The sequence below is a fragment of the Winogradskyella arenosi genome, from assembly GCF_003337305.1.
Classification (GTDB): Bacteria; Bacteroidota; Bacteroidia; order Flavobacteriales; family Flavobacteriaceae; genus Winogradskyella; species Winogradskyella arenosi.
In genome coordinates this window covers 36,546-58,671 of sequence record NZ_QPJO01000001.1, presented here as the reverse complement: position 1 = coordinate 58,671, position 22,126 = coordinate 36,546, and the positions used below count along the sequence as shown (strand labels likewise).

Sequence of the window (22,126 nt, the reverse complement as noted above, 5' to 3'; positions counted from 1 at the left end):
TTACTGCTCTGGTGCAATAAGGTCTATAGTGTCCTTAATAGCGTTTTGAATATCTAAGTCTTCATCAGGAACTTCCGCAGGCATTTCGCCATCACTATAATGATTCATTAAGGCATCAAATAAACTTAAATAGCTATTGAATGTCTTAGTTTCCTGTAAAGCAAAATCCTTATCATTATATATAACTAAAAGATCAATTAAAGATCGGTAACGTTGTATGTCCATAAAGATGTCATCCCCAACAATACGGTCTTGGTTCTCTAAAGACAGACTGCTGTAGTACATTAACTTTTCTTGGTACTTTTTAGCAACGTCTTTATATAAGGCACGTCCTTTTTCTACATTACCAATTTCGTAATAAGCACTTACGTAAGGTTCTAATAAGGAATAAAAGCCAAACTGATCTACGGGCATTTTTTCCATAGCTAAATCGGTAATTTCTTCCGCTTTATCTAATTGTTTATCGTTGATAAGTTCTTGGATAAGACGCGCTAAGTTTCCTCTATAGGTGATACCGTTTCTACGTGTTTCCACATCGTAATAGATGTCTTCACCGCTGCCACCCCAGTTCCAGTTCTTCACCATATCATACATAAGATCTGGGTCTACACGGCCCATATCATAAGGATTAGCTCTATCTACTGGTGTTTTAATAGGAACGAGTTTATAGCACATACCGTCTAACTGTAAGTAATCCTTCAGCCAAACATAATCCTCATCTCCAAAGGCTCCACCGGTAAAGTAAATAGGGCGCTCCCAATTGTTGTTTGCGAGGATGTCTAACATTAAGAGACGGTTCTTGTAAAGGTAGCCTCCGCTAATTTGTGTATAAACGTTATCGACTATTTTATCAGCGTCTTTAGGTTGTACGGTACCGTTTTTAAGCACGATGTCTTTATTAACAGGAATACTAATATGACGCGATGGGTAATAGTTAGAATTTAAAAGGTGTTTAGGGTAACGACTAGGATCATCACCTTGTGCTTCAACCGCAAACTTAACCTTCGTATTTGGCTTTTCGCTAGCAACAAAGTCCATAAATTGTTTAATATCTAAGGTATCATTGGCAATTCTTGGGCTTATTTCTTTATAAGCGACAACATCTCTAGTTTCTCCACGATACTGCTTATGGGTTAATTGTGAAGGAATCGGGTCACTTTCATAAGCCTTGCGTTTCATTTGGTCTATATACCAATCGGTTTGAAACAAGCTGGTATTAATTACACGGACGTCGGTACGTACGCCTTCAATTTCTTGTAAATACCATAGGGGGAAGGTGTCATTATCTCCAATAGTAAATAGAATAGCGTTTGGTGCGCAGGACTCTAAATATTTTCGGGCCATGGCATTGGTTGTGTATTTTCCAGAACGATCATGGTCATCCCAATTGTTAGCGGCTAATACCCCTGGTACTATAATAAGACAAACTAAAGTAATTGCTGGCGCTAAGACTTTAGTAGATGTGAATGCTTTTAAACGATCGTAAATAGCATAAACTCCAAATCCAATCCAAATGGCAAAGACATAAAAGGAACCTACTACGGAATAATCACGTTCTCGAGGCTCAAAAGGTCTTACATTGGTGTAAAACTGAATGGCAATACCGGTTAATAAAAAGAATACTAATAAGACCCAAAAGCGTTTTAAGTCGGAATACATTAAGAAGAAGAACCCTGCTAATCCTAATAATAAAGGTAAAAAGTAGTAAGTGTTTCGTCCTTTGTTTTCTATTACATCGGTCGGTAAGTTGTCTTGAGACATTCCAAGGTGCCAAGCATCAATAAAATCGATTCCAGAAATCCAATTTCCATTCTTATAAGTGTAACGGCCTTGGATGTCGTCTTGACGCCCTGTAAAGTTCCACATAAAATAACGCCAGTACATATAACCAAATTGGTACTGAAACATGTAAACTAGGTTATCTAAAAAGGTTGGTTTTTCAATAATTAAATATTGTTGTCCGTAGCGCTTTAAAAAAGCATCATAACCTTCATAATCTATTTCACCATTGGCTACACGCATTCTAAAATCATTAACCAACTGATCAAATTGTTGTTTTTCACCTAAAGCATATTGACTCGCTTGCTCATCTGATAAACCAGCATTTAAAGCTTCATTATAAGCTCTAGATTGTAAAGCAGGGTCCACTTTAAAATCGATTAAACCGGTAAACATCATGTAATTTTCGGCATGCTCAGAACTCCACATTCTAGGAAGAATTGAGGCATGTTCATGATTATAGTTTTGCTTGCTCTTTTCCCAATCGTTAATAATCACGTATTTTCCAGCTTCATCATCACGCTCATAATTCTTTTTGTCATCTATAAACGGCTCGTCTTTATCAGCACCAGAATACACCTCGGTAAAGAACGGCCCATAAAATAAGTGGGTCTCTGGGTATTGTTCAAGATTGTAATACGCTAAAAGCTCTCGTGCATCTGAAGGATTATTTTCATTAATCACCACATTAGCATTCGCACGGATAGGAAGCATCATCCAAGAAGAGAAGCCAATAAAAATAAACATTAAACACAATACTAAGGTGTTAACATGCTGCATCCCTTTTTGTCTAGTGTAATTAAGACCGTAATAAAATAAGGCAATCACCACAATTCCGGTAATAATGGTTCCTGAGTTAAAAGGTAAGCCTATAGAATTCACAAAAAAGACCTCCATATTACCAAACAATTCAAGAGTAGACGGTAAAAGGAGTTTAAAGATGAATAATAATATCGCTGCTGAAGCAATGTTCGCAATGATAAAATTCTTAACTGTAATGGTTTTATAATTTTTAAAGTAGTAGAGGAGACCTATGGCAGGAATGGTAAGTAAGCCCATAAAGTGAACTCCAAAAGATAAACCAATAACAAAGGCAATAAGAATAAGCCAACGGTTACCACGAGGCTGGTTCATATCTTGTTCCCAACGGAGTCCTAAGTAAAATAACACGGCCATAATTAAAGTCGCCATGGCATAGACCTCAGTTTCTACCGCATTAAACCAAAATGAATCTGTAAAGGTGAAGGCTAAACTTCCTACTAAGGCACTGCCTAAAATAGCATAAGCTTTACCGTTATCTTTTTCTTCATTGTATTTTGTAAGTTTTACAAGCAGAAGGGTAATGGTCCAAAACATAAAAAGAATGGTAAAGGCACTGGCCACACCACTCATCATGTTCATAATCATTCCAATTTGTGAAGGTTCTAAAGCAAACATAGAGAAGAAAGCCCCAAACATTTGGAACAATGGTGCTCCTGGTGGGTGGCCAACTTGTAGTTTAGAAGAGGTTAAAATATACTCACCAGCATCCCAAAAACTCACGGTTGGTTCTATGGTTAACGCATATACAACGCATGCTACGGCAAAAACAAACCATCCTAAGATGTTGTTCCACTTTTTAAAGTTTATATCTGTCATGAAATCCTTACTTAATAATGCAGGCGAATTTAATAATTATTAGCTAAAACCCTAGGTTTTTAAGTTAAGCTTAAGTTTTTCAAAAAAAAATCAAAAAAAGTTTTGGTAAAGTAAAAGTTTGTTTTAAATTTGCACCCTCAAATTGAGAGATTGGCCTATGGTGTAACTGGCAACACATTGGTTTTTGGTACCAAAGAGTCTAGGTTCGATCCCTAGTGGGCCAACCAAAATTAAAATCCTAATTCGTTTTTCGAATTAGGATTTTTTAGTTTTATACGCTTTTCTAAGAGGCTCTTATTCGTTTTTCTGCTAGCGAGTGTCTTAGTTTAAACAAGTTTTTAAATCTTAAAAGTAATTACGGGGCGGTTGGCGTGGTTTACAATGTCTTCACTAATGCTACCGTTAAAGAAATGCGCTATGCCTTGTCTGCCGTGGGTGCTTATGCCAATAAGATCGGCATTAATGTCTTTACAGATATTTAAAATACCTTGTTCTACGGTGTAGTCATTGTGTATGGTTACGGTGTAATTGTCAAAACTTTGTCCAGAAATAAAATCGCTAATTCGAGTTTGAGCTTCATAGGTGGTCATAAAATCGCTGGCGGTAATGACCAGAAGAAGATGAATTTTTGCATTAAACATTTCGGCGAATCTTACAGCTTGTTGATAGGTCTCTTGATTGTCATTTTTAAAGTCGGAAGCAAAAACAAAATCTTGAATATCGAAAGATTCGTGTTCGTTTTTTATGACTAATACTGGAACATCGGAGGAGCGCACCACTTTTTCAGCATTAGAGCCAACAAACATATCTTGCAGTCCTGTAGCGCCATGAGAGCCCATAACGATGAGGTCGATGTTAAATTCATGACAAGAATCTTTAATTTCATGGAAAGTAATATCTTCCCTTACGGTTTCGTGTACTGTGAGGCCTTTAAGGTAATCTTGGCTCATAAGCGTTTCAAACCGTTTTCGTGCTAGATCCATAAAAAATAAGGTTTGAGGAATAATGGTTTCTGTTTGGCCAGGATCGGTTTGGCGTATCGGAATTTCCATCATATGCAACAAATAGATTTCGCAGTGCTGCTTTTTAGCAATCATGGCGGCAACTTTGAGCGCGTTTTCCGCTCGGTCAGAAAAATCGGTAGGAACTAAGATTCTTTTCATAGGTGTTGTAGATATTAATTTATTGAGTCTCTTTAAAGTTAAGAAAATAAATCAACAATGCATAGCTTGGGTAAGTGAATATAATATCGTATATTTGCACCGTTATTTACTAAAAATAAATAAGCGAGAGGACGAAAAGTCCTCTCTTTTTATATTAAGAAATGTTCAAGAAAATAGTAGAAGACTTATTACAGACGGCATTAGACGAGCGAAAAGATTTATTTTTAATTGATTTTTCTTTGTCTGGAGATAACGCTGTGAAAATTGTAATTGATGGCGATAATGGCGTTTTGGTAGAAGATTGTATGTTTATCAGTAGAGCTATTGAGCACAATATAGACCGCGAAGAACATGATTATTCTTTGGAAGTGCTTTCTTCAGGTGCTGCATCTCCTTTAGTTTTACCAAGACAATATCACAAACATATTGGTAGAAATTTAGAAATTAAAACTTTAGAAGGTAAAAATCTAGAGGGTGAACTTACAGAAGTTCATGATGAAGAGGTGGTTTTAAGCTGGAAAGCGAGAGAACCAAAGCCTGTTGGAAAAGGGAAAGTAACCGTTGTGAAAACCGCTACAGTTGCCTTCAGCAATATTAAAGAAGCAAAAGTTAAAATAAAATTTTAATTCATATCAATTATGGAGAATATAGCGTTAATTGATTCATTTTCAGAATTTAAAGACGACAAATCAATAGATAGAGTTACGCTAATGGCAATTCTTGAGGATGTTTTACGTAATGCCTTAAAGAAGAAGTATGGTGATGACGATAACTTTGATATTATTATAAATCCTGATAAGGGCGATTTAGAAATTTGGAGGAACCGTATTGTTGTTGCAGATGGCGAGGTTGAAGAACCAAACCAAGAAATCGAATTGTCAGAAGCTCAGAAAATTGAGCCGGATTTTGAAGTTGGAGAAGATGTTGCTGAAGAGGTGAAGTTAATTGATTTGGGTAGACGTTCAATTTTAGCCTTAAGACAAAACTTAATTTCTAAGATTCATGAACACGATAACACCAATATATACAAGCAATTTAAGGAATTAGAGGGCGAAATATATACGGCTGAAGTTCACCATATTCGTCATAGAGCTATTATTTTACTTGATGATGAAGGAAATGAAATTATACTTCCAAAAGACAAACAAATTCCGTCGGATTTCTTCAGAAAAGGAGAAAATGTAAGAGGAATTATTGAAAGTGTTGATTTAAAAGGAAGTAAACCAGCAATTGTGATGTCTAGAACATCACCATTGTTTTTAGAAAAATTATTTGAACAGGAAATTCCTGAGGTTTTTGATGGTTTAATCACCGTTAAAAAAGTCGTGCGTATTCCTGGTGAAAAAGCAAAAGTAGCTGTTGATTCTTATGATGATAGAATTGACCCTGTTGGTGCTTGTGTTGGTATGAAAGGTTCTCGTATTCACGGTATTGTACGTGAATTAGGAAATGAAAATATCGACGTGATTAACTTTACCACTAATGTTCAACTTTTTGTAACTAGAGCGTTAAGTCCAGCAAGAGTAACGTCTTTAAAATTAGACGAAGAGAACATGAGAGCTGAAGTTTTATTGAAGCCAGAAGAGGTTTCTAAAGCTATTGGTAGAGGTGGACATAACATTCGTTTAGCCGGACAACTAACGGGTTATGAAATTGATGTCTTTAGAGAAGGTGCAGAAGAAGATGTAGAGTTAAAGGAATTCTCTGACGAAATCGAAGGATGGGTAATCGCTGAATTTAGCAAAGCTGGTTTAGATACGGCAAAAAGTATTCTAGAACAAGATGTTAATGATTTAGTGAAACGTACAGATTTAGAAGAAGAAACAATCTTAGATGTCATTAGGATTCTAAGAGAAGAATTTGAAGAATAATAGCAGTATAATTTTAAAATGATTTAGTTAATACATTTTGAAGTTGAATTGGTATCCTACTAATTTTATTTTAAATTGGCTTTGAATAAAATGATGAATTTTTATCTTTATACGAAGCATAAAGTGAAGCAGAGGTAGTGCTGCGGTTTTTATAGTTAAAACTATAGAAATTTTAACCTAATTTTAGGTCGCTTTTTTTACTATATAATTAGTATATAATATATTTAAGTATTTTACAGGCAATTTATGGCTCAAACAACAAGATTAAATAAAGTATTAAGGGAATTAAACATTTCAATAGACCGCGCGGTGGATTTCTTAGAATCCAAAGGTGTGGAGATTGAGAAGAGTCCTAATACTAAAATTTCACAAGAGGTTTACAACACGCTTTCGGATGAATTTCAGACCGATGCATCTAAGCGTGAAAAAGCTCAAGAAGTAAGTGAAGCTAAGCTTAAGGAAAAAGAAGCGCTTCGCGAGCAGCGAGAACGTGAAATTGAAGAGAAGCAAAAACAAAAGGCCGAAAGGGATGCTGTTGTTAAAGCGAGAGCTGAACTAAGTGGCCCTAAACAAGTTGGTAAAATAGACTTAGATAAAAAACCAAAGGCTGAAACTAAAGAAGAGGCACCTAAAACTCCAGAAGTTAAGGAAACGCCTAAGGTTGAAAAGCCAGAGGTGAAAGCAGCTCCTGTTGAAACGCCTAAGGAAACTCCTAAAGAGGATAAGGTGGAAGAAAAGGTTGTTGAAAAGCCTAAAGAAACGCCTAAGGTAGAGGTTAAGAAACCCGTTGAAGTTGAAAAGGTAGAAAAGCCTAAAGCGGATAAAAAACCGGAGCCGGCAAAAACAGAGAAAGTAGAGAAACCTACAACACCTGCTGCCAAAGCAACGCCTAAAAAGGAAGATGCACCGAAAGCGACACCAAGCGCTCCTGGTGAAGAAACCATAAAAACACAATACCAAAAGCTTACCGGTCCTACTACTACAGGTAAAAAGATTGATTTATCGCAATTTAATAAGCCTAAAAAGAAAAAGACCGATACTGCTAAATCTGGTGGTGATGCTAATAAGCGTAAACGTCGTAGAATTAGTAAAACCGGAGATAACACTAATAAGCCTAACTTCGATAACAGACGTGGCGGACAAAAAGGAAGAGGGAATACTTCTAGACCAAAAGTGGTTAAAGAAGAGCCTAGTGAAGAAGACGTTCAAAAGCAAATCCGTGAAACTTTAGAGAAGCTTCAAGGTAAATCTAATAAAGGTAAAGGTGCTAAATACCGTAGAGATAAGAGGGATCAACACCGTCAACAAACGGAGATCGATCAGGAAATCGCTGCAGCAGAAAGCAAGACTATTAAAGTAACCGAGTTTGTTACGGTAAGTGAAATGGCTACCATGATGGAAGTGGGGGTTACTCAAGTAATTTCAGCTTGTATGTCCTTAGGGATGATGGTAACCATGAACCAGAGATTGGATGCTGAGACTTTAACAATCGTTGCTGAAGAGTTTGGTTTTGATGTTGAATTTATTAAAGCCGATATTGAAGAATCTATAGTGGTTGTTGAAGATGATCCTAAAGATTTAATAGAACGCGCACCTATTGTTACGGTAATGGGACACGTTGATCACGGTAAGACCTCTTTATTAGATTACATTCGTAAAGAAAACGTAATTGCAGGAGAGTCTGGTGGAATTACGCAGCACATTGGGGCTTATGGAGTACAATTAGAAAATGGTCAGAAAATTGCCTTTTTAGATACACCAGGTCACGAGGCCTTTACAGCAATGCGTGCTCGTGGTGCTCAAGTTACTGATATCGCCATTATTGTGGTAGCAGCAGATGATGCTATAATGCCACAAACAAAAGAAGCAATTTCTCATGCGCAAGCGGCTGGAGTACCAATCGTATTTGCCATAAACAAAATTGATAAGCCAGATGCAAACCCTGAAAAGGTGAAAGAGCAATTGGCACAAATGAATCTTTTAGTAGAAGATTGGGGTGGTAAAATTCAATCTCATGATATCTCTGCGAAGAAAGGAACAGGGGTTCAAGACTTACTTGAAAAAGTATTGTTAGAAGCTGAACTTTTAGAATTAAAAGCGAACCCTAATAAACTTGCTAGTGGTACAGTTGTAGAAGCGTACTTAGATAAAGGACGTGGTTATGTCTCTACGATCTTAGTTCAAGCGGGTACTTTAAAAATTGGAGATTACGTTTTAGCCGGTAAAAACAGTGGTAAAGTCAAAGCGATGCAAGATGAGCGTGGTAATGATGTTAAAACTGCAGGACCAGCAACACCAGTTTCAATCTTAGGATTAGATGGTGCACCACAAGCGGGTGATAAGTTTAATGTCTTTGATGATGAGCGTGAAGCGAAACAAATTGCAACCAAGCGTGCACAATTACAACGTGAGCAGTCTGTAAGAACACAACGTCATATTACCCTTGATGAAATTGGAAGACGTATTGCCCTTGGAGATTTCCAAGAGTTGAACATTATCCTTAAAGGTGATGTAGATGGATCTGTAGAAGCCTTAACGGATTCGTTCCAGAAATTATCTACTGAAGAAATTCAAGTGAATATTATCCATAAAGGTGTTGGAGCCATTACTGAAAGTGATGTCTTATTAGCAACAGCCTCTGATGCTATTATTGTTGGATTTAATGTACGTCCTGTTGGAAATGCAAGAATGATTGCTGATAAAGAAGAAATCGATATCAGAACGTATTCTATTATCTATGCAGCCATCAATGACCTTAAAGATGCAATGGAAGGTATGTTATCGCCAGAAGTTAAAGAAGAGGTTACAGGTACTGCAGAAATCAGAGAAATATTCAAAGTTTCTAAAGTTGGAAACATTGCCGGATGTATGGTGATGAATGGTAAGATTTACAGAAACTCTGGTATCCGTATTATTAGGGATGGAGTTGTAGTTCATACGGGATCATTAGAAGCCTTAAAACGCTTTAAAGATGATGTAAGAGAAGTTTCTAAAGGCTACGACTGTGGTATGCAAATTAAAGGTTATAACGACATTGCACAAGGTGATGTAATTGAAGCCTTCCAAGAAGTGGAAGTGAAGAAGAAATTGAAATAATAGAACTAGTAATAATAAAAAAACCGACAAGTGATTGTCGGTTTTTTTTTTGCGCTTAATTGAAGGTTGTATTAGTCGTTCGTTTTCGGTTGAAAGATAATGGCATACATATACTTCTCTTTAATCTTAGCCCAAGCTCTATCGGCTTCTAAACGCGTTGTAAAGTTTCCTACCCAAACTTTATAGTTTGGCGTATTCCAAACGATCTCTACCGGCCACTCATCGTATGCATTTAAGAAGTTAGCTTTCTCACGTTTGGCCTTATCAATATCTACATTTTGATAAACCTGTATACGGTAGACTTTAGCTGTCTTTATATCTTTTTTAAATTCTAATAATTTAGCAATATCACCGTCTTGGCTTACGTTTACCACACCCTCTTGGGCCTGTAAGGAAAAACACAAGCTTAAACCTGTTAATGCTAAGACGAAAGTTTTATTTTTTAATTTCATAAGATCGATTATTAAACAAAGGTAGGATATATAAATAAAGATAAATAATTTTTTTTAGAGCCCTAAAGTTGTAATCAATTGCACTTCAAGCGATCGATAATTAGGGAGGGAATAGCCCTACGTACGAATTGAATTTTTGTTATTTAGAATTAGTATAAATTATCTATTAAGACATATCTAAGATTTTCAAAATCCACTTTAAATGTTACTTTTGCGAGAGTTTTTTACAAATAACTTTTTTCGTTTTTAATGAAAAAATCGTACCAAAGTTTAGAAGATAATCCAAATTATAATATGAAACAGGTGATTTACTGTAGTTTAACCTCGAAGATATCACGTCTTTGTCTTGTTCTATTGCTTACGTTTTCAACCTCTCTTATAGCACAAGAAGGTGATCCAGTTAATGGAAAATCACTGTACAACTCCAATTGTGCGGCGTGTCATAAATTAGACGCACCAATGACGGGGCCGGCTTTAAGAAATGTTGAGTCAAGACTTGCAGATGATGAAGGTCTAGATAGAGAATGGTTGAAGGCATGGATTAGAAATAGTTCTGCCGTGATTAAGTCTGGTGATGCATATGCTAACAAAGTATACAACGCACACAACGGAACTCAAATGACGCCGTTCCCACAATTAAGTGATCAAGATATCGCTGATATCTTAGCGTACACGGCGCAACCAAAACCAGAACCTGTTGTTGCAGAAACTCCAGCAGGAGGGGAAACAACACAACAAGGTGGTGTATCAAATGATTTAATCCTTGGAGCACTAGCATTGTTATTTGGTTTATTAGCTTTAGCACTTGTATTAGTAAATCGTACTTTAAATCGTTTTGCAGAAGCGAAGGATATTAAAGTGATTACTGATGCGGAGCAAAAGACGCCATTATGGAAAGCTTTTGTACAAAACCAGTTTTTAGTATTGGTGACTACAATTGTATTTTTATTAGCAAGTGGTTATTTTGTTTATGGTTTCTTTATGCAGGTTGGTGTAGATCAAGGTTACGAGCCAGTGCAGCCTATTCATTATTCACACAGAATTCACGCTGGAGATAACGGTATTGATTGTAAATACTGTCACTCTTCTGCAAGAGTGAGTAAAACATCAGGGATTCCTTCTTTGAATGTTTGTATGAACTGTCATAAGTCAATTTCAGAAGTCGCTCCAGAAACCTTAGCTGAAGGCAATGAGTATGGTGTGGATTATAACGCTGAAATTAAAAAATTATACGATGCTGTAGGATGGGATGGAACTGGATATTCTGGAGAGTCTAAGCCGGTAAAATGGATCCGTATTCACAACTTGCCAGATTTTGCTTACTTTAATCACTCACAACACGTTTCTGTTGGAGGTATAGAATGTCAAACTTGTCACGGTCCTGTACAGGAAATGGAAATTATGTATCAGCATGCGCCATTGACAATGGGGTGGTGTATTAACTGTCACAGAGAGACTAATGTTAAAGTTAAGGATAACGAGTATTACACTAAGATTCACGATGAGTTATCTAAAAAGTATGGTGTAGACCAGTTAACGGTAGCACAGATGGGTGGATTAGAATGTGGTAAATGTCACTACTAAGACGGCTTTAACAAGAAGAGAATAATTATAAAAGAATAAATATTTAGAGGACGTAAATTAGGAAAGTATCTCTTGATTTCGGAATCGAAAATTATAAATAAACACTATGTCATCAAACAAGAAATACTGGAAAAGTGTTGAAGAGCTAAACGAAAATAGCTCTATTGTTGAGGCGCTTCAACAGAATGAATTTGTGGAAGAGATTCCTACAGACGAATTTTTAGGAGATAAAGAGTCTTTAGAGTCTTCATCTACATCGCGTCGTGATTTCTTAAAATACGTTGGTTTTAGTACAGCTGCCGCATCGTTAGCAGCCTGTGAAGGACCGGTAGTGAAATCTATACCTTATATAGTTCAGCCAACAGAGATTATTCCAGGTGTTGCTAATTATTATGCTACTACAATTGCAGATGGTTTCGATTTTGCTAGTGTTTTAGTGAAAACAAGAGAAGGGCGACCAATTAAAATTGAAAACAACACCGATGCAGGAACTAATGGTTCTGCTAATGCAAGAGTGAATGCTTCAGTTTTAGGGTTGTATGATAACCTTAGGGTGAAAGCTCCAATGAAAGGGGAATCAACAATCTCTTGGGACAACTTTATGGCTGAAACGACTTCAAAGTTAAAAGGCCTTAATGGTAAAAAGATTGTGTTATTAACACAGTCAATGCCGAGTCCTTCAACAAATAAATTAATTGCAGAATTTTCTTCGAAATACGGTAACGTAAGTCATGTTACTTATGATGCTATTTCAGAAACTGCAACTTTAGATGCTTACGAAGCTAAGTATGGAACAAGAGGAATGGCAGATTACGATTTCTCTAAAGCCATGACAATTGTTTCTATCGGTGCTGATTTCTTAGGCGATTGGCAAGGTGGAGGCTTTGAGTCTGCTTACGCTAAAAAACGTATACCAGCTAATGGTAAAATGTCTCGTCATATTCAGTTTGAGTCTAATATGTCTCTTGCTGGAGCAAACGCAGATAAGCGTGTACCATTAACACCAAGTCAACAGAAGTTAGCTTTAGCTAAATTATATAGCTATGTTACTGGTGTGGCTTTACCAGGTAAATTGCCTGAAGCTTTAGATGCAGCGGTTAAGGCGGCAGCTTCAGAATTATCAAAAGCAGGACGCAACGGTGTTGTTGTTACCGGTATTCAAGATGTTAACGCACAAACTACAGTTTTAGAGATTAATGAGCACTTAAAATCAAAGGCTTTTAAACCTGAAACTGCTATAAAAACAAGACAAGGTAATGCTGCAGCCGTATCGCAATTAGTTGCGGATATGAAAGCAGGAAAAGTTGGCGCTATTGTAATGAATGGTGTTAACCCATTATATACGTTACCAAATGCTGCTGATTTTAAAGCGGGTCTTGCTAAGACAGAATTGTCTATTGCTTTTTCTATGAAGCAAGACGAGACGTCAACAAACTGCGAGTATATCGCGGCGGCACCACATTACTTAGAGTCTTGGGGTGATATTGAAATTAAAACGGGGCATTATTCAATGATGCAACCTACCATTAGACCTTTATTTGATACCAAACAGTTTCAAGAAGTGTTAATGGGATGGACAAGTACTCCAGGGTCTTATAGAGATTATATTAAATCGGTTTGGACGCAAAGTATTTTAAACGGAGCTTCATTTAATAAAGCGGTTCAAGATGGTACGTTTGTATCGGGGAGCGCAGGATTAGGTTTAGGAGCTGCGACTACGGCTGTAGGAAACGATAAAAAAGAACGTACGTTCCTTGGTGGCGTTATTCATGATGTCGCTGTAGGCGTTGGAATAAAAGATGAAGATCGTACAGAAACCACAACAGCGAGCAATAGCGGTGCTGTATTAACAGGCGGAACTGCAGCGAGAGCTTTAGCAGCGTCAGTTAAAGAAGGTGGTATAGAATTGTCACTTTATACTAAAACAGGTATGGGTGATGGTCAACAAGCTAATAACCCTTGGTTACAAGAATTCCCTGATCCTATTACAAGAACATCATGGGATAACTATTTAACCGTTTCTCAAGCTGATGCTGAAGCCTTAGGAATTGAGAATTGGAATGTAGCTAACGGTGGTCTTAATGGTAGTTATGCTAAAGTATCTGTTGCAGGTGCAGAAGCGATTACGGTTCCTGTAATTATTCAACCAGGTCAGGCTAAAGGATCGGCAGGTTTATCATTTGGTTATGGTAGAACGTCGAAGGCCTTAAAAGAAGAAATGAAAACGGGAGTTAACGCTTATCCGTTATATCAAAACTTCCAAGCGGTACAGAATGTAACTATTGAAAAAGTATCAGGTGAGCATGAGTTTGCTTGTGTACAGTTGCATAATACCTTAATGGGACGTGGTGATATCATTAAAGAAACGAGTTTAGAGATTTTTAATACGAAAGATAAAGCGTATTGGAATGCAACACCTCAAGTATCACTTAATCACATAGAAACGCCTGTAACATCTCCTGATGTTGATTTATGGGATGAGTTTGATCGTTCAATAGGACATCACTTCAACTTATCTATTGATTTAAATGCTTGTACAGGTTGTGGAGCTTGTGTTATTGCATGTCATGCAGAAAACAACGTTCCTGTTGTAGGGAAGTCTGAAATGAGACGTAGTAGAGATATGCACTGGTTGCGTATTGACCGTTACTACTCTTCTGAAGATACCTTCGAAGAAGATTTAGATAAGAAAAATAATATTTCAGGCTTAAGTAGTTCATTAAGTGAGTTTGGAGAAATGGAAAACCCAGCGGCAAGTCCTCAAGTTGTTTTCCAACCTGTAATGTGTCAGCACTGTAACCACGCACCTTGTGAAACAGTTTGTCCGGTTGCAGCAACAGCTCATGGTCGTCAAGGTCAAAACCACATGGCTTATAACCGTTGTGTAGGTACACGTTACTGTGCTAACAACTGTCCGTATAAGGTACGTCGTTTTAACTGGTTCTTATATAACAAGAATGACGAGTTTGACTACCACATGAATGACGATTTAGGACGTATGGTATTAAACCCAGACGTTGTTGTAAGATCTCGTGGTGTTATGGAAAAATGTTCTATGTGTATTCAAAAAACACAGAAAACAATTCTTGATGCTAAACGTGATGGACGCCCAGTTAAAGATGGAGAATTCCAAACAGCTTGTTCTGCAGCATGTGGAAACGGTGCTATGGTATTTGGTGATATCAATGACAAGGAAAGTCAAGTGGCAGAGTTAAAAGAAGACGATCGTATGTATCACTTATTAGAGTATGTAGGGACAAAACCTAACGTATTCTATCATACCAAAGTGAGAAATACATCAAAAGCGTAAATAAATCAAAGAAACAAGTATATAATTATGGCGTCTCATTACGAAGCACCTATTAGAAGACCTTTAGTTACAGGAGAAAAATCGTATCACGATGTTACTGTTGATGTCGCAAGACCAGTTGAAGGCAAAGCCAATAAAGCATGGTGGATTGTTTTCAGTATTGCGTTGGTTGCATTCCTTTGGGGAATAGGTTGTATTATTTATACCGTATCTACGGGTATTGGAGTTTGGGGTCTTAACAAGACCGTTAACTGGGCTTGGGATATTACTAACTTCGTTTGGTGGGTTGGTATCGGTCACGCAGGAACATTGATTTCTGCAGTATTGTTATTATTCCGTCAGAAGTGGAGAATGGCAATTAACCGATCTGCGGAAGCAATGACCATCTTTGCGGTATTCCAAGCAGGTTTGTTCCCTATTATTCACATGGGTCGTCCATGGTTAGCGTATTGGGTATTACCAATTCCAAACCAATTTGGTTCGTTATGGGTAAACTTTAACTCGCCTTTACTTTGGGATGTATTTGCAATTTCAACGTATCTATCGGTATCATTAGTATTCTGGTGGACGGGTCTTTTACCTGATTTTGCAATGCTAAGAGATAGAGCTGTACGTCCGTTCCAAAAGAAAATTTACGCCTTAGTAAGTTTCGGTTGGTCAGGTAGAGCAAAAGATTGGCAACGTTTTGAAGAAGTATCTTTAGTGCTTGCTGGTTTAGCAACACCTTTAGTACTTTCGGTACACACTATTGTATCTTTTGACTTCGCAACCTCAATTGTTCCGGGATGGCATACTACAATTTTCCCGCCTTACTTCGTTGCAGGAGCAATTTTCTCAGGATTCGCTATGGTAAATACCTTGCTTATCATCATGAGAAAAGTATGTAACCTTGAAGATTATATCACCGTTCAACATATCGAGTTAATGAACATTGTAATTATGCTTACAGGTTCTATCGTAGGTGTAGCTTATATTACAGAGTTATTTATTGCTTGGTATTCTGGTGTAGAATACGAACAGTTTGCTTTCTTAAACAGAGCAACCGGACCTTACTGGTGGGCTTACTGGTGTATGATGAGTTTTAACGTATTCTCTCCACAGTTTATGTGGTTCAAGAAACTTAGAACTAGTATTATGTTCTCTTTCTTTATCTCTATTGTTGTAAACATCGGGATGTGGTTTGAACGTTTTGTAATTATTGTTACATCATTGCACAGAGATTACTTACCATCATCATGGACGATGTTCTCTCCAACGTTTGTAGATATCGGAATTTTTATCGGTACTATTGGGTTCTTCTTTGTATTGTTCTTACTTTACTCTCGTACGTTCCCAGTAATTGCACAAGCGGAAGTAAAAACAATTTTAAAATCGTCTGGTGAGCGTTACAAGCGCATTAGAGAAAGCGGAGCGTCTTTAGTAGGTACTGGAGTTGATGAAAGAACATCTAACTTAAAAATTGCTGCTGAAACGACTGCCTCTAAACCAACACAAGATGATGCTGAGAAGTTAGGAAACCTTTTAGAAGGGATCGGAAGATTTGATGCGTCTATTCAAACGGCAGATGATTTAAAAGTGATTAATGGTATTGGACCAAAGATGGAAGAAGTTCTTAACAACCTTGGAATCTATACCTATGCACAGGTCAGTAAAATGACAAAAAGAGAATATGACTTACTAGATGAAATCACAGGATCTTTCCCAGGAAGAGCTGAACGTGATGACTGGTCTGGACAAGCAAAAACCTTATTAAACAACTAATATAGTCTATGGAAGCTTCGAAAGTAATTCATGCTATTTATACCGATGATGATGTCTTAATGGCTGCTGTTAAAACAGTAAGAGCAGAAAAGCACCACATCGAAGATGTATTCACACCTTTTCCAGTTCACGGACTTGATAAGGCAATGGGATTAGCTCCTACACGTTTAGCCATAACAGCCTTTTTATATGGGTGTGTTGGTTTATCTGTAGCGACCTTAATGATGAACTATATAATGATTGAAGATTGGCCACAAGATATCGGTGGTAAACCAAGTTTCAGTTTCTTAGAAAACATGCCGGCGTTTGTGCCTATTATGTTTGAACTTACGGTGTTTTTTGCAGCCCACTTAATGGTTATTACTTTTTATATGAGAAGTAGAATTTGGCCATTTAAAACTGCTGAAAACCCAGATCCAAGAACTACAGATGACCATTTCTTAATGGAAATAGCTGTTCATAATAACGAAGAAGCTCTTACATCACTGTTAAAAGGAACAGGGGCCGTAGAGATAAATATTGTTGATAAAGATGAAGATGCACATTAATATGAAGATAGTTACAAAATATATCGTAGTATTAGTTATGGTGGTAGGTCTTGTATCATGCCAAAAGAACTCTAGACCTAACTATCAGTACATGCCTAATATGTACGAATCTGTAGGATACGAAACCTACCAAGAGTCTGATGTTTTTGCTAACGGTGTGGAAGCACAGTTACCAGCAGAAGGAACAATTCCAAGAGGTGATTTTATGCCTTTTGAAATTGAAAACACCAACGAAGGGTATTTATACGCTAAAGAGAACTTAAAAAGTCCTTTAGATTCTACGCAAGTAGACTACGCTATTGGAGGACCTTTATATAATATTTATTGTGGTATTTGTCATGGTAATAAAGGGAACGGTAAAGGTAAATTGGTAGACCGTGAAAAGATTCTTGGTGTACCAAGTTACGATGATGCCGGTAGAGCGATTACAACAGGAAGTATTTACCATGTTTTATACTATGGTAAAAACACCATGGGGTCTTACGCAAACCAATTGAACGAGCAAGAACGTTGGCAAGTAGTGGCTTATGTTGAGAAGCTAAAAGCAGATTTAGAAAAATAAGATTTAGATAAAGATTATATAATGGAATATAAAATTTCAAATCGATTAAGAACAGGAGCTATCATATTAATGATCTTAGGAGCATTAGGTGTTGGTTATGGTTTTATGGATTCACATAGTGTTAATGAAGACAATATTACCGAATTCTTAGCAAATGAAGGACATCATGATGGTGCGCATGCAACAGAAGCACACGGAAGTGAAGCTGAGCATGGTGAAACGCTTTCAGAAGTTGAAGCAGACCACGGACATGGTGCAGAAGCTGAAGTTGAAGGCCATGAGTTATCTCATGAAGAGCACGTACTTCACCAAATACACAACAGACCTTATGCAGCTTTATATGTTGCCGCTTTCTTTTTCTTTATGATTGCTTTAGGGGTCTTAGCCTTTTACGCTATTCAGTATGCAGCACAGGCAGGTTGGTCTCCAGTACTCTTTAGAGTTATGGAAGGAATCACGGCTTACGTGTTACCTGGTGGACTTATTGTATTAGCAATTATTTTAGTTGCAGACAGTCATATCTTTATTTGGATGGATGAAAACGTTGTGGCTCATGATGCACTTATTCAAAATAAATCAAGTTGGTTAGATAAGACATGGTTCTTAATTAGAGGTTTAATCTTTGTAGGAGGTTGGTCTGCGTACCGTCACTTCTCTAGAAAGTTCTCTGTAGCGCAAGATTTAGCCGATGTAAACGATAAGTCTTACTTCAAAAAGAACTTTAGAATCTCAGCAGCCTTTTTAGTATTCTATATTTATACAGAATCTATGATGTCTTGGGATTGGATTATGAGTGTAGATCCGCACTGGTTTAGTACCTTATTTGGATGGTATGTATTTGCAAGTATGTTTGTAAGTGGTATTACGGTAATTGCTTTAATTACAATCTACCTTAAGTCTAAAGGCCTATTAACCTTTGTAAACAATAGCCATATTCACGATTTAGCGAAGTTTATGTTCGGTATTAGTATTTTCTGGACGTACTTATGGTTCTCTCAGTTTATGTTAATCTGGTATGCTAATATTCCTGAAGAAGTAACTTATTATATTACACGAATTGAAGATTACAACTTACCATTCTTCGGTATGGTAGCCTTAAACTTCTTATTCCCTTTATTACTATTAATGAACAGTGATTACAAGCGTATTCCATGGTTCGTAGTAATGACAGGGGTAGTGATTCTATTTGGTCACTATTTAGATATCTTTAATATGATTATGCCTGCAACAGTTGGAGACCGATGGTTTATTGGAATTCCAGAAATCGGATCCATTTTATTCTTTGCTGGTTTATTTATATTCATTGTATTTACATCACTAGGGAAACACCCATTATTAGCAAAAGGAAACCCTTTTGTAAAGGAGAGTGAACACTTCCATTATTAATTATTAAATAAGAAAAGAAACGATAATGACGGCTTTATTAACGATTATAATTGTACTTTTTGTAGCGGTTGCCTTATGGCAAATGGTGAAAATTTTTGACCTAGCTCAGGTGGGTACTGCAACAAATACACAAGTAGCGGACGATCAAGATAACAAGATCAACGGCTATTTAATGATGGGATTCTTGGCATTCATCTATATCATGACCATATTATGTTTTTGGTATATAGGCGATTTACCTTTATTATCAAACGCAGCTTCAGAACATGGATCTGAAGTCGATAACTTAATGATTATTTCTTTAGTAGTCATTTTTATCGTACAAACCATCACACAGTTTTTATTACACTACTTCGCTTTTAAATATAAAGGTGAAAAAGGAAAGAAAGCTTTTTTCTATGCGGATAACAATACCTTAGAGTTTATCTGGACTATCATTCCAGTAATTGTATTAGCAGGTTTAATTATCTATGGTTTATTCACTTGGAATGATATTATGAATATCGATGAAGATGAAGATCCTATGGTGATTGAGTTATACGCACAGCAGTTTAACTGGAAAGCACGTTACAGTGGTCAAGATAATGTTCTTGGTAAAGCTAACGTTAGGTTAATTGATATTGACCGTGCTAACATCTTAGGGGTTGATGAAGATGATCCTAACGCACAAGATGATATTATTGTATCAGAACTTCACTTACCAGTAGGAAAACCTGTGGTCTTCAAAATGAGATCTCAAGATGTATTACACTCAGCGTATATGCCACACTTTAGAGCGCAGATGAACTGTGTTCCTGGTATGGTTACACAATTTGGTTTTACTCCAACAGTAACGACAGAAGAAATGCGTCAGACTCCAGAAATCGTTGAGAAGGTTCAAGGTATTAATGAACTTAGAAGAGAGCGTGCTGCTGAAATTCAAGAATCAGGACAAGAGTTAATATATGAATTTGATTACCTACTTTTATGTAATAAAATTTGTGGTACGTCTCACTACAATATGCAGATGAAGATTATTGTAGAGACTCAAGAAGAATATGATGCGTGGATCAAAGAACAATCCACTTTCCCAAATTCATTAAATTAATTAAGGTTTTAAGAAAAAGATAATACACTTATGTCAGCAACTATAGATACACACGATCACGAAGATCACGAGGTACATCACCACAAAGAAACATTTGTTACCAAGTATATATTTAGTTTAGATCACAAGATGATCGCTAAGCAGTACCTTGTAACAGGAACTTTAATGGGGATTATCGGTATTTTAATGTCTATAATGTTTCGTATGCAAATCGCATGGCCATCAGAGCCTAACGTATTGTTTGAAGCGTTATTAGGAAAATGGGCACCAGATGGTGTTATGAGTGCCGATGTTTATTTAGCGCTTGTTACCATTCACGGTACCATTATGGTATTCTTTGTACTTACAGCAGGATTAAGTGGTACGTTTAGTAACCTTTTAATTCCATTGCAGATTGGGGCACGAGATATGGCCTCAGGATTCTTAAACATGGTGTCTTACTGGTTATTCTTTATCTCTTGTATTATCATGGTGAGTTCTTTATTTGTAGAAGCTGGACCAGCAGCTGCAGGTTGGACAATCTACCCACCATTATCTGCTTTACCAATGGCATCAGGAGGTTCTGGAATGGGTATGACCTTATGGTTAATCTCAATGGCAATCTTTATCGCATCATCTTTAATTGGATCTTTAAATTACATTGTTACCGTAATTAACTTACGTACAAAAGGGATGTCTATGACAAGATTACCTTTAACCATTTGGGCCTTCTTCGTTACGGCTATTATCGGTGTGGTATCGTTCCCAGTATTATTATCAGCAGCCTTATTATTAATTATGGATAGAAGTTTCGGTACGTCATTCTTCTTATCAGATATTTTTATTCAAGGTGAAGTATTACACTACCAAGGAGGATCACCAGTATTATTCGAACACTTATTTTGGTTCTTAGGTCACCCAGAAGTTTATATCGTTATTTTACCAGCAATGGGACTTGTATCAGAGATTATGGCAAGTAACTCACGTAAGCCAATCTTTGGTTACCGTGCGATGATTGCTTCAATCTTAGCGATTGCATTCTTATCAACAATTGTTTGGGGTCACCACATGTTCGTTTCAGGTATGAATCCATTCTTAGGTTCTGTATTTACCTTTACAACGTTATTAATTGCTATTCCTTCTGCCGTAAAAGCCTTTAACTGGATTACGACCATATGGAAAGGTAATCTTCAGATGAATCCGGCCATGTTATTCTCTATCGGTTTTGTATCAACCTTTATTACAGGTGGATTAACAGGTATTATTTTAGGAGATTCTGCTTTAGATATTAACGTTCACGATACGTATTTCGTTATTGCGCATTTCCACTTAGTAATGGGTATTTCTGCACTTTACGGAATGTTTGCAGGGATTTACCACTGGTACCCAAAAATGTTTGGTCGTATGATGAACAAGAATTTAGGGTATTTACACTTCTGGATTACTGCAATCTGTGCTTATGGGGTATTCTTCCCAATGCACTTTATCGGAATGGCAGGTTTACCAAGACGTTATTATACGAACTCTAGCTTCCCATTATTTGATGACTTAGCAAACACTAACGTAATCATTACGGTTTTCGCGATCATTGGTGGTATTGCACAAATTATCTACTTATATAACTTCTTTGTAAGTATCTATTACGGTAAGAAAGCAGAACAGAACCCATGGAAATCTACAACTTTAGAGTGGACAACTCCAGTAGAGCATATCCACGGAAACTGGCCAGGTGCACTTCCTCAAGTATACCGTTGGTCTTACGATTACAGTAAGCCAGGTCATGATGTTGATTTCGTTCCTCAGAATGTTCCTTTAAAAGAAGGTGAAGAAGAATTACAACACTAAAAGCTATAACCCTTTTATAAGGGAGCGTTGTTAAACGCGTTATAATAACAAAGCCTTTCTGTTTT

The 22,126-nt window shown here is 37.0% G+C and carries 14 protein-coding genes and 1 tRNA gene; 12 read left to right on the top strand and 3 right to left on the bottom strand.

What is annotated here, in order from left to right; all coding sequences use genetic code 11:
• Positions 1–3,417, bottom strand: a complete 3,417-nt coding sequence (locus tag DFQ08_RS00220) for a glycosyltransferase family 117 protein (protein WP_114307795.1) — start codon at positions 3,415–3,417, stop codon at positions 1–3.
• 151 nt (positions 3,418–3,568) lie between these two features.
• Here DFQ08_RS00220 and DFQ08_RS00215 point away from each other — a divergent pair.
• A tRNA-Gln gene (locus tag DFQ08_RS00215) sits at positions 3,569–3,644 on the top strand.
• Positions 3,645–3,755: 111 nt separating this feature from the next.
• On the opposite strand, the gene DFQ08_RS00210 is transcribed toward DFQ08_RS00215, so the two are convergent.
• Positions 3,756–4,580 carry a universal stress protein gene (locus DFQ08_RS00210; RefSeq protein ID WP_114307794.1) on the bottom strand — a complete coding sequence of 275 codons (825 nt, stop codon included), beginning with the start codon at positions 4,578–4,580 and terminating at the stop codon, positions 3,756–3,758.
• A gap of 161 nt (positions 4,581–4,741) precedes the next feature.
• Here DFQ08_RS00210 and rimP point away from each other — a divergent pair, with 161 nt between their 5' ends.
• From rimP to infB, 3 genes are all read left to right on the top strand, one after another.
• Positions 4,742–5,206 (top strand): ribosome assembly cofactor RimP, encoded by a 465-nt coding sequence (gene rimP / locus DFQ08_RS00205; RefSeq protein WP_114307793.1) that lies wholly within the window; start codon positions 4,742–4,744, stop codon positions 5,204–5,206.
• Positions 5,207–5,218: 12 nt separating this feature from the next.
• Complete coding sequence (gene nusA / locus DFQ08_RS00200; RefSeq protein ID WP_114307792.1) at positions 5,219–6,451, top strand: transcription termination factor NusA; 1,233 nt, start codon at positions 5,219–5,221, stop codon at positions 6,449–6,451.
• Between the two features lie 246 nt (positions 6,452–6,697).
• Positions 6,698–9,547 (top strand): translation initiation factor IF-2, encoded by a 2,850-nt coding sequence (gene infB / locus DFQ08_RS00195; protein WP_114307791.1) that lies wholly within the window; start codon positions 6,698–6,700, stop codon positions 9,545–9,547.
• 71 nt (positions 9,548–9,618) lie between these two features.
• Here infB and DFQ08_RS00190 read toward each other — a convergent pair whose 3' ends face one another.
• Positions 9,619–9,999, bottom strand: coding sequence for an SPOR domain-containing protein (locus DFQ08_RS00190; protein ID WP_114307790.1), 381 nt, complete (start codon positions 9,997–9,999; stop codon positions 9,619–9,621).
• A 294-nt stretch (positions 10,000–10,293) separates the two neighbouring features.
• Between DFQ08_RS00190 and DFQ08_RS00185 the strand changes: the two genes are divergently transcribed.
• The 8 genes from DFQ08_RS00185 to DFQ08_RS00150 all read left to right on the top strand — a co-directional run bounded on the left by DFQ08_RS00185 (position 10,294) and on the right by DFQ08_RS00150 (position 22,061).
• Entirely contained in the window at positions 10,294–11,583 is a 1,290-nt protein-coding gene (locus tag DFQ08_RS00185; RefSeq protein WP_114308628.1) for a c-type cytochrome, read from the top strand.
• A 106-nt stretch (positions 11,584–11,689) separates the two neighbouring features.
• Positions 11,690–14,893, top strand: coding sequence for a TAT-variant-translocated molybdopterin oxidoreductase (locus tag DFQ08_RS00180; protein WP_114307789.1), 3,204 nt, complete (start codon positions 11,690–11,692; stop codon positions 14,891–14,893).
• 27 nt (positions 14,894–14,920) lie between these two features.
• Complete coding sequence (gene nrfD / locus DFQ08_RS00175; RefSeq protein ID WP_114307788.1) at positions 14,921–16,654, top strand: NrfD/PsrC family molybdoenzyme membrane anchor subunit; 1,734 nt, start codon at positions 14,921–14,923, stop codon at positions 16,652–16,654.
• 8 nt (positions 16,655–16,662) lie between these two features.
• Entirely contained in the window at positions 16,663–17,202 is a 540-nt protein-coding gene (locus tag DFQ08_RS00170; protein WP_114307787.1) for a DUF3341 domain-containing protein, read from the top strand.
• A 1-nt stretch (position 17,203) separates the two neighbouring features.
• Positions 17,204–17,764, top strand: coding sequence for a c-type cytochrome (locus tag DFQ08_RS00165; RefSeq protein ID WP_114307786.1), 561 nt, complete (start codon positions 17,204–17,206; stop codon positions 17,762–17,764).
• A 21-nt stretch (positions 17,765–17,785) separates the two neighbouring features.
• A complete protein-coding gene (locus tag DFQ08_RS00160; RefSeq protein ID WP_114307785.1) occupies positions 17,786–19,150 on the top strand; it encodes a quinol:cytochrome C oxidoreductase in 1,365 nt (454 codons plus the stop codon).
• Between the two features lie 25 nt (positions 19,151–19,175).
• Positions 19,176–20,237, top strand: coding sequence for a cytochrome c oxidase subunit II (locus DFQ08_RS00155; protein ID WP_114307784.1), 1,062 nt, complete (start codon positions 19,176–19,178; stop codon positions 20,235–20,237).
• A gap of 30 nt (positions 20,238–20,267) precedes the next feature.
• Complete coding sequence (locus DFQ08_RS00150; protein WP_114307783.1) at positions 20,268–22,061, top strand: cytochrome c oxidase subunit I; 1,794 nt, start codon at positions 20,268–20,270, stop codon at positions 22,059–22,061.
• Positions 22,062–22,126: the final 65 nt, after the last annotated feature.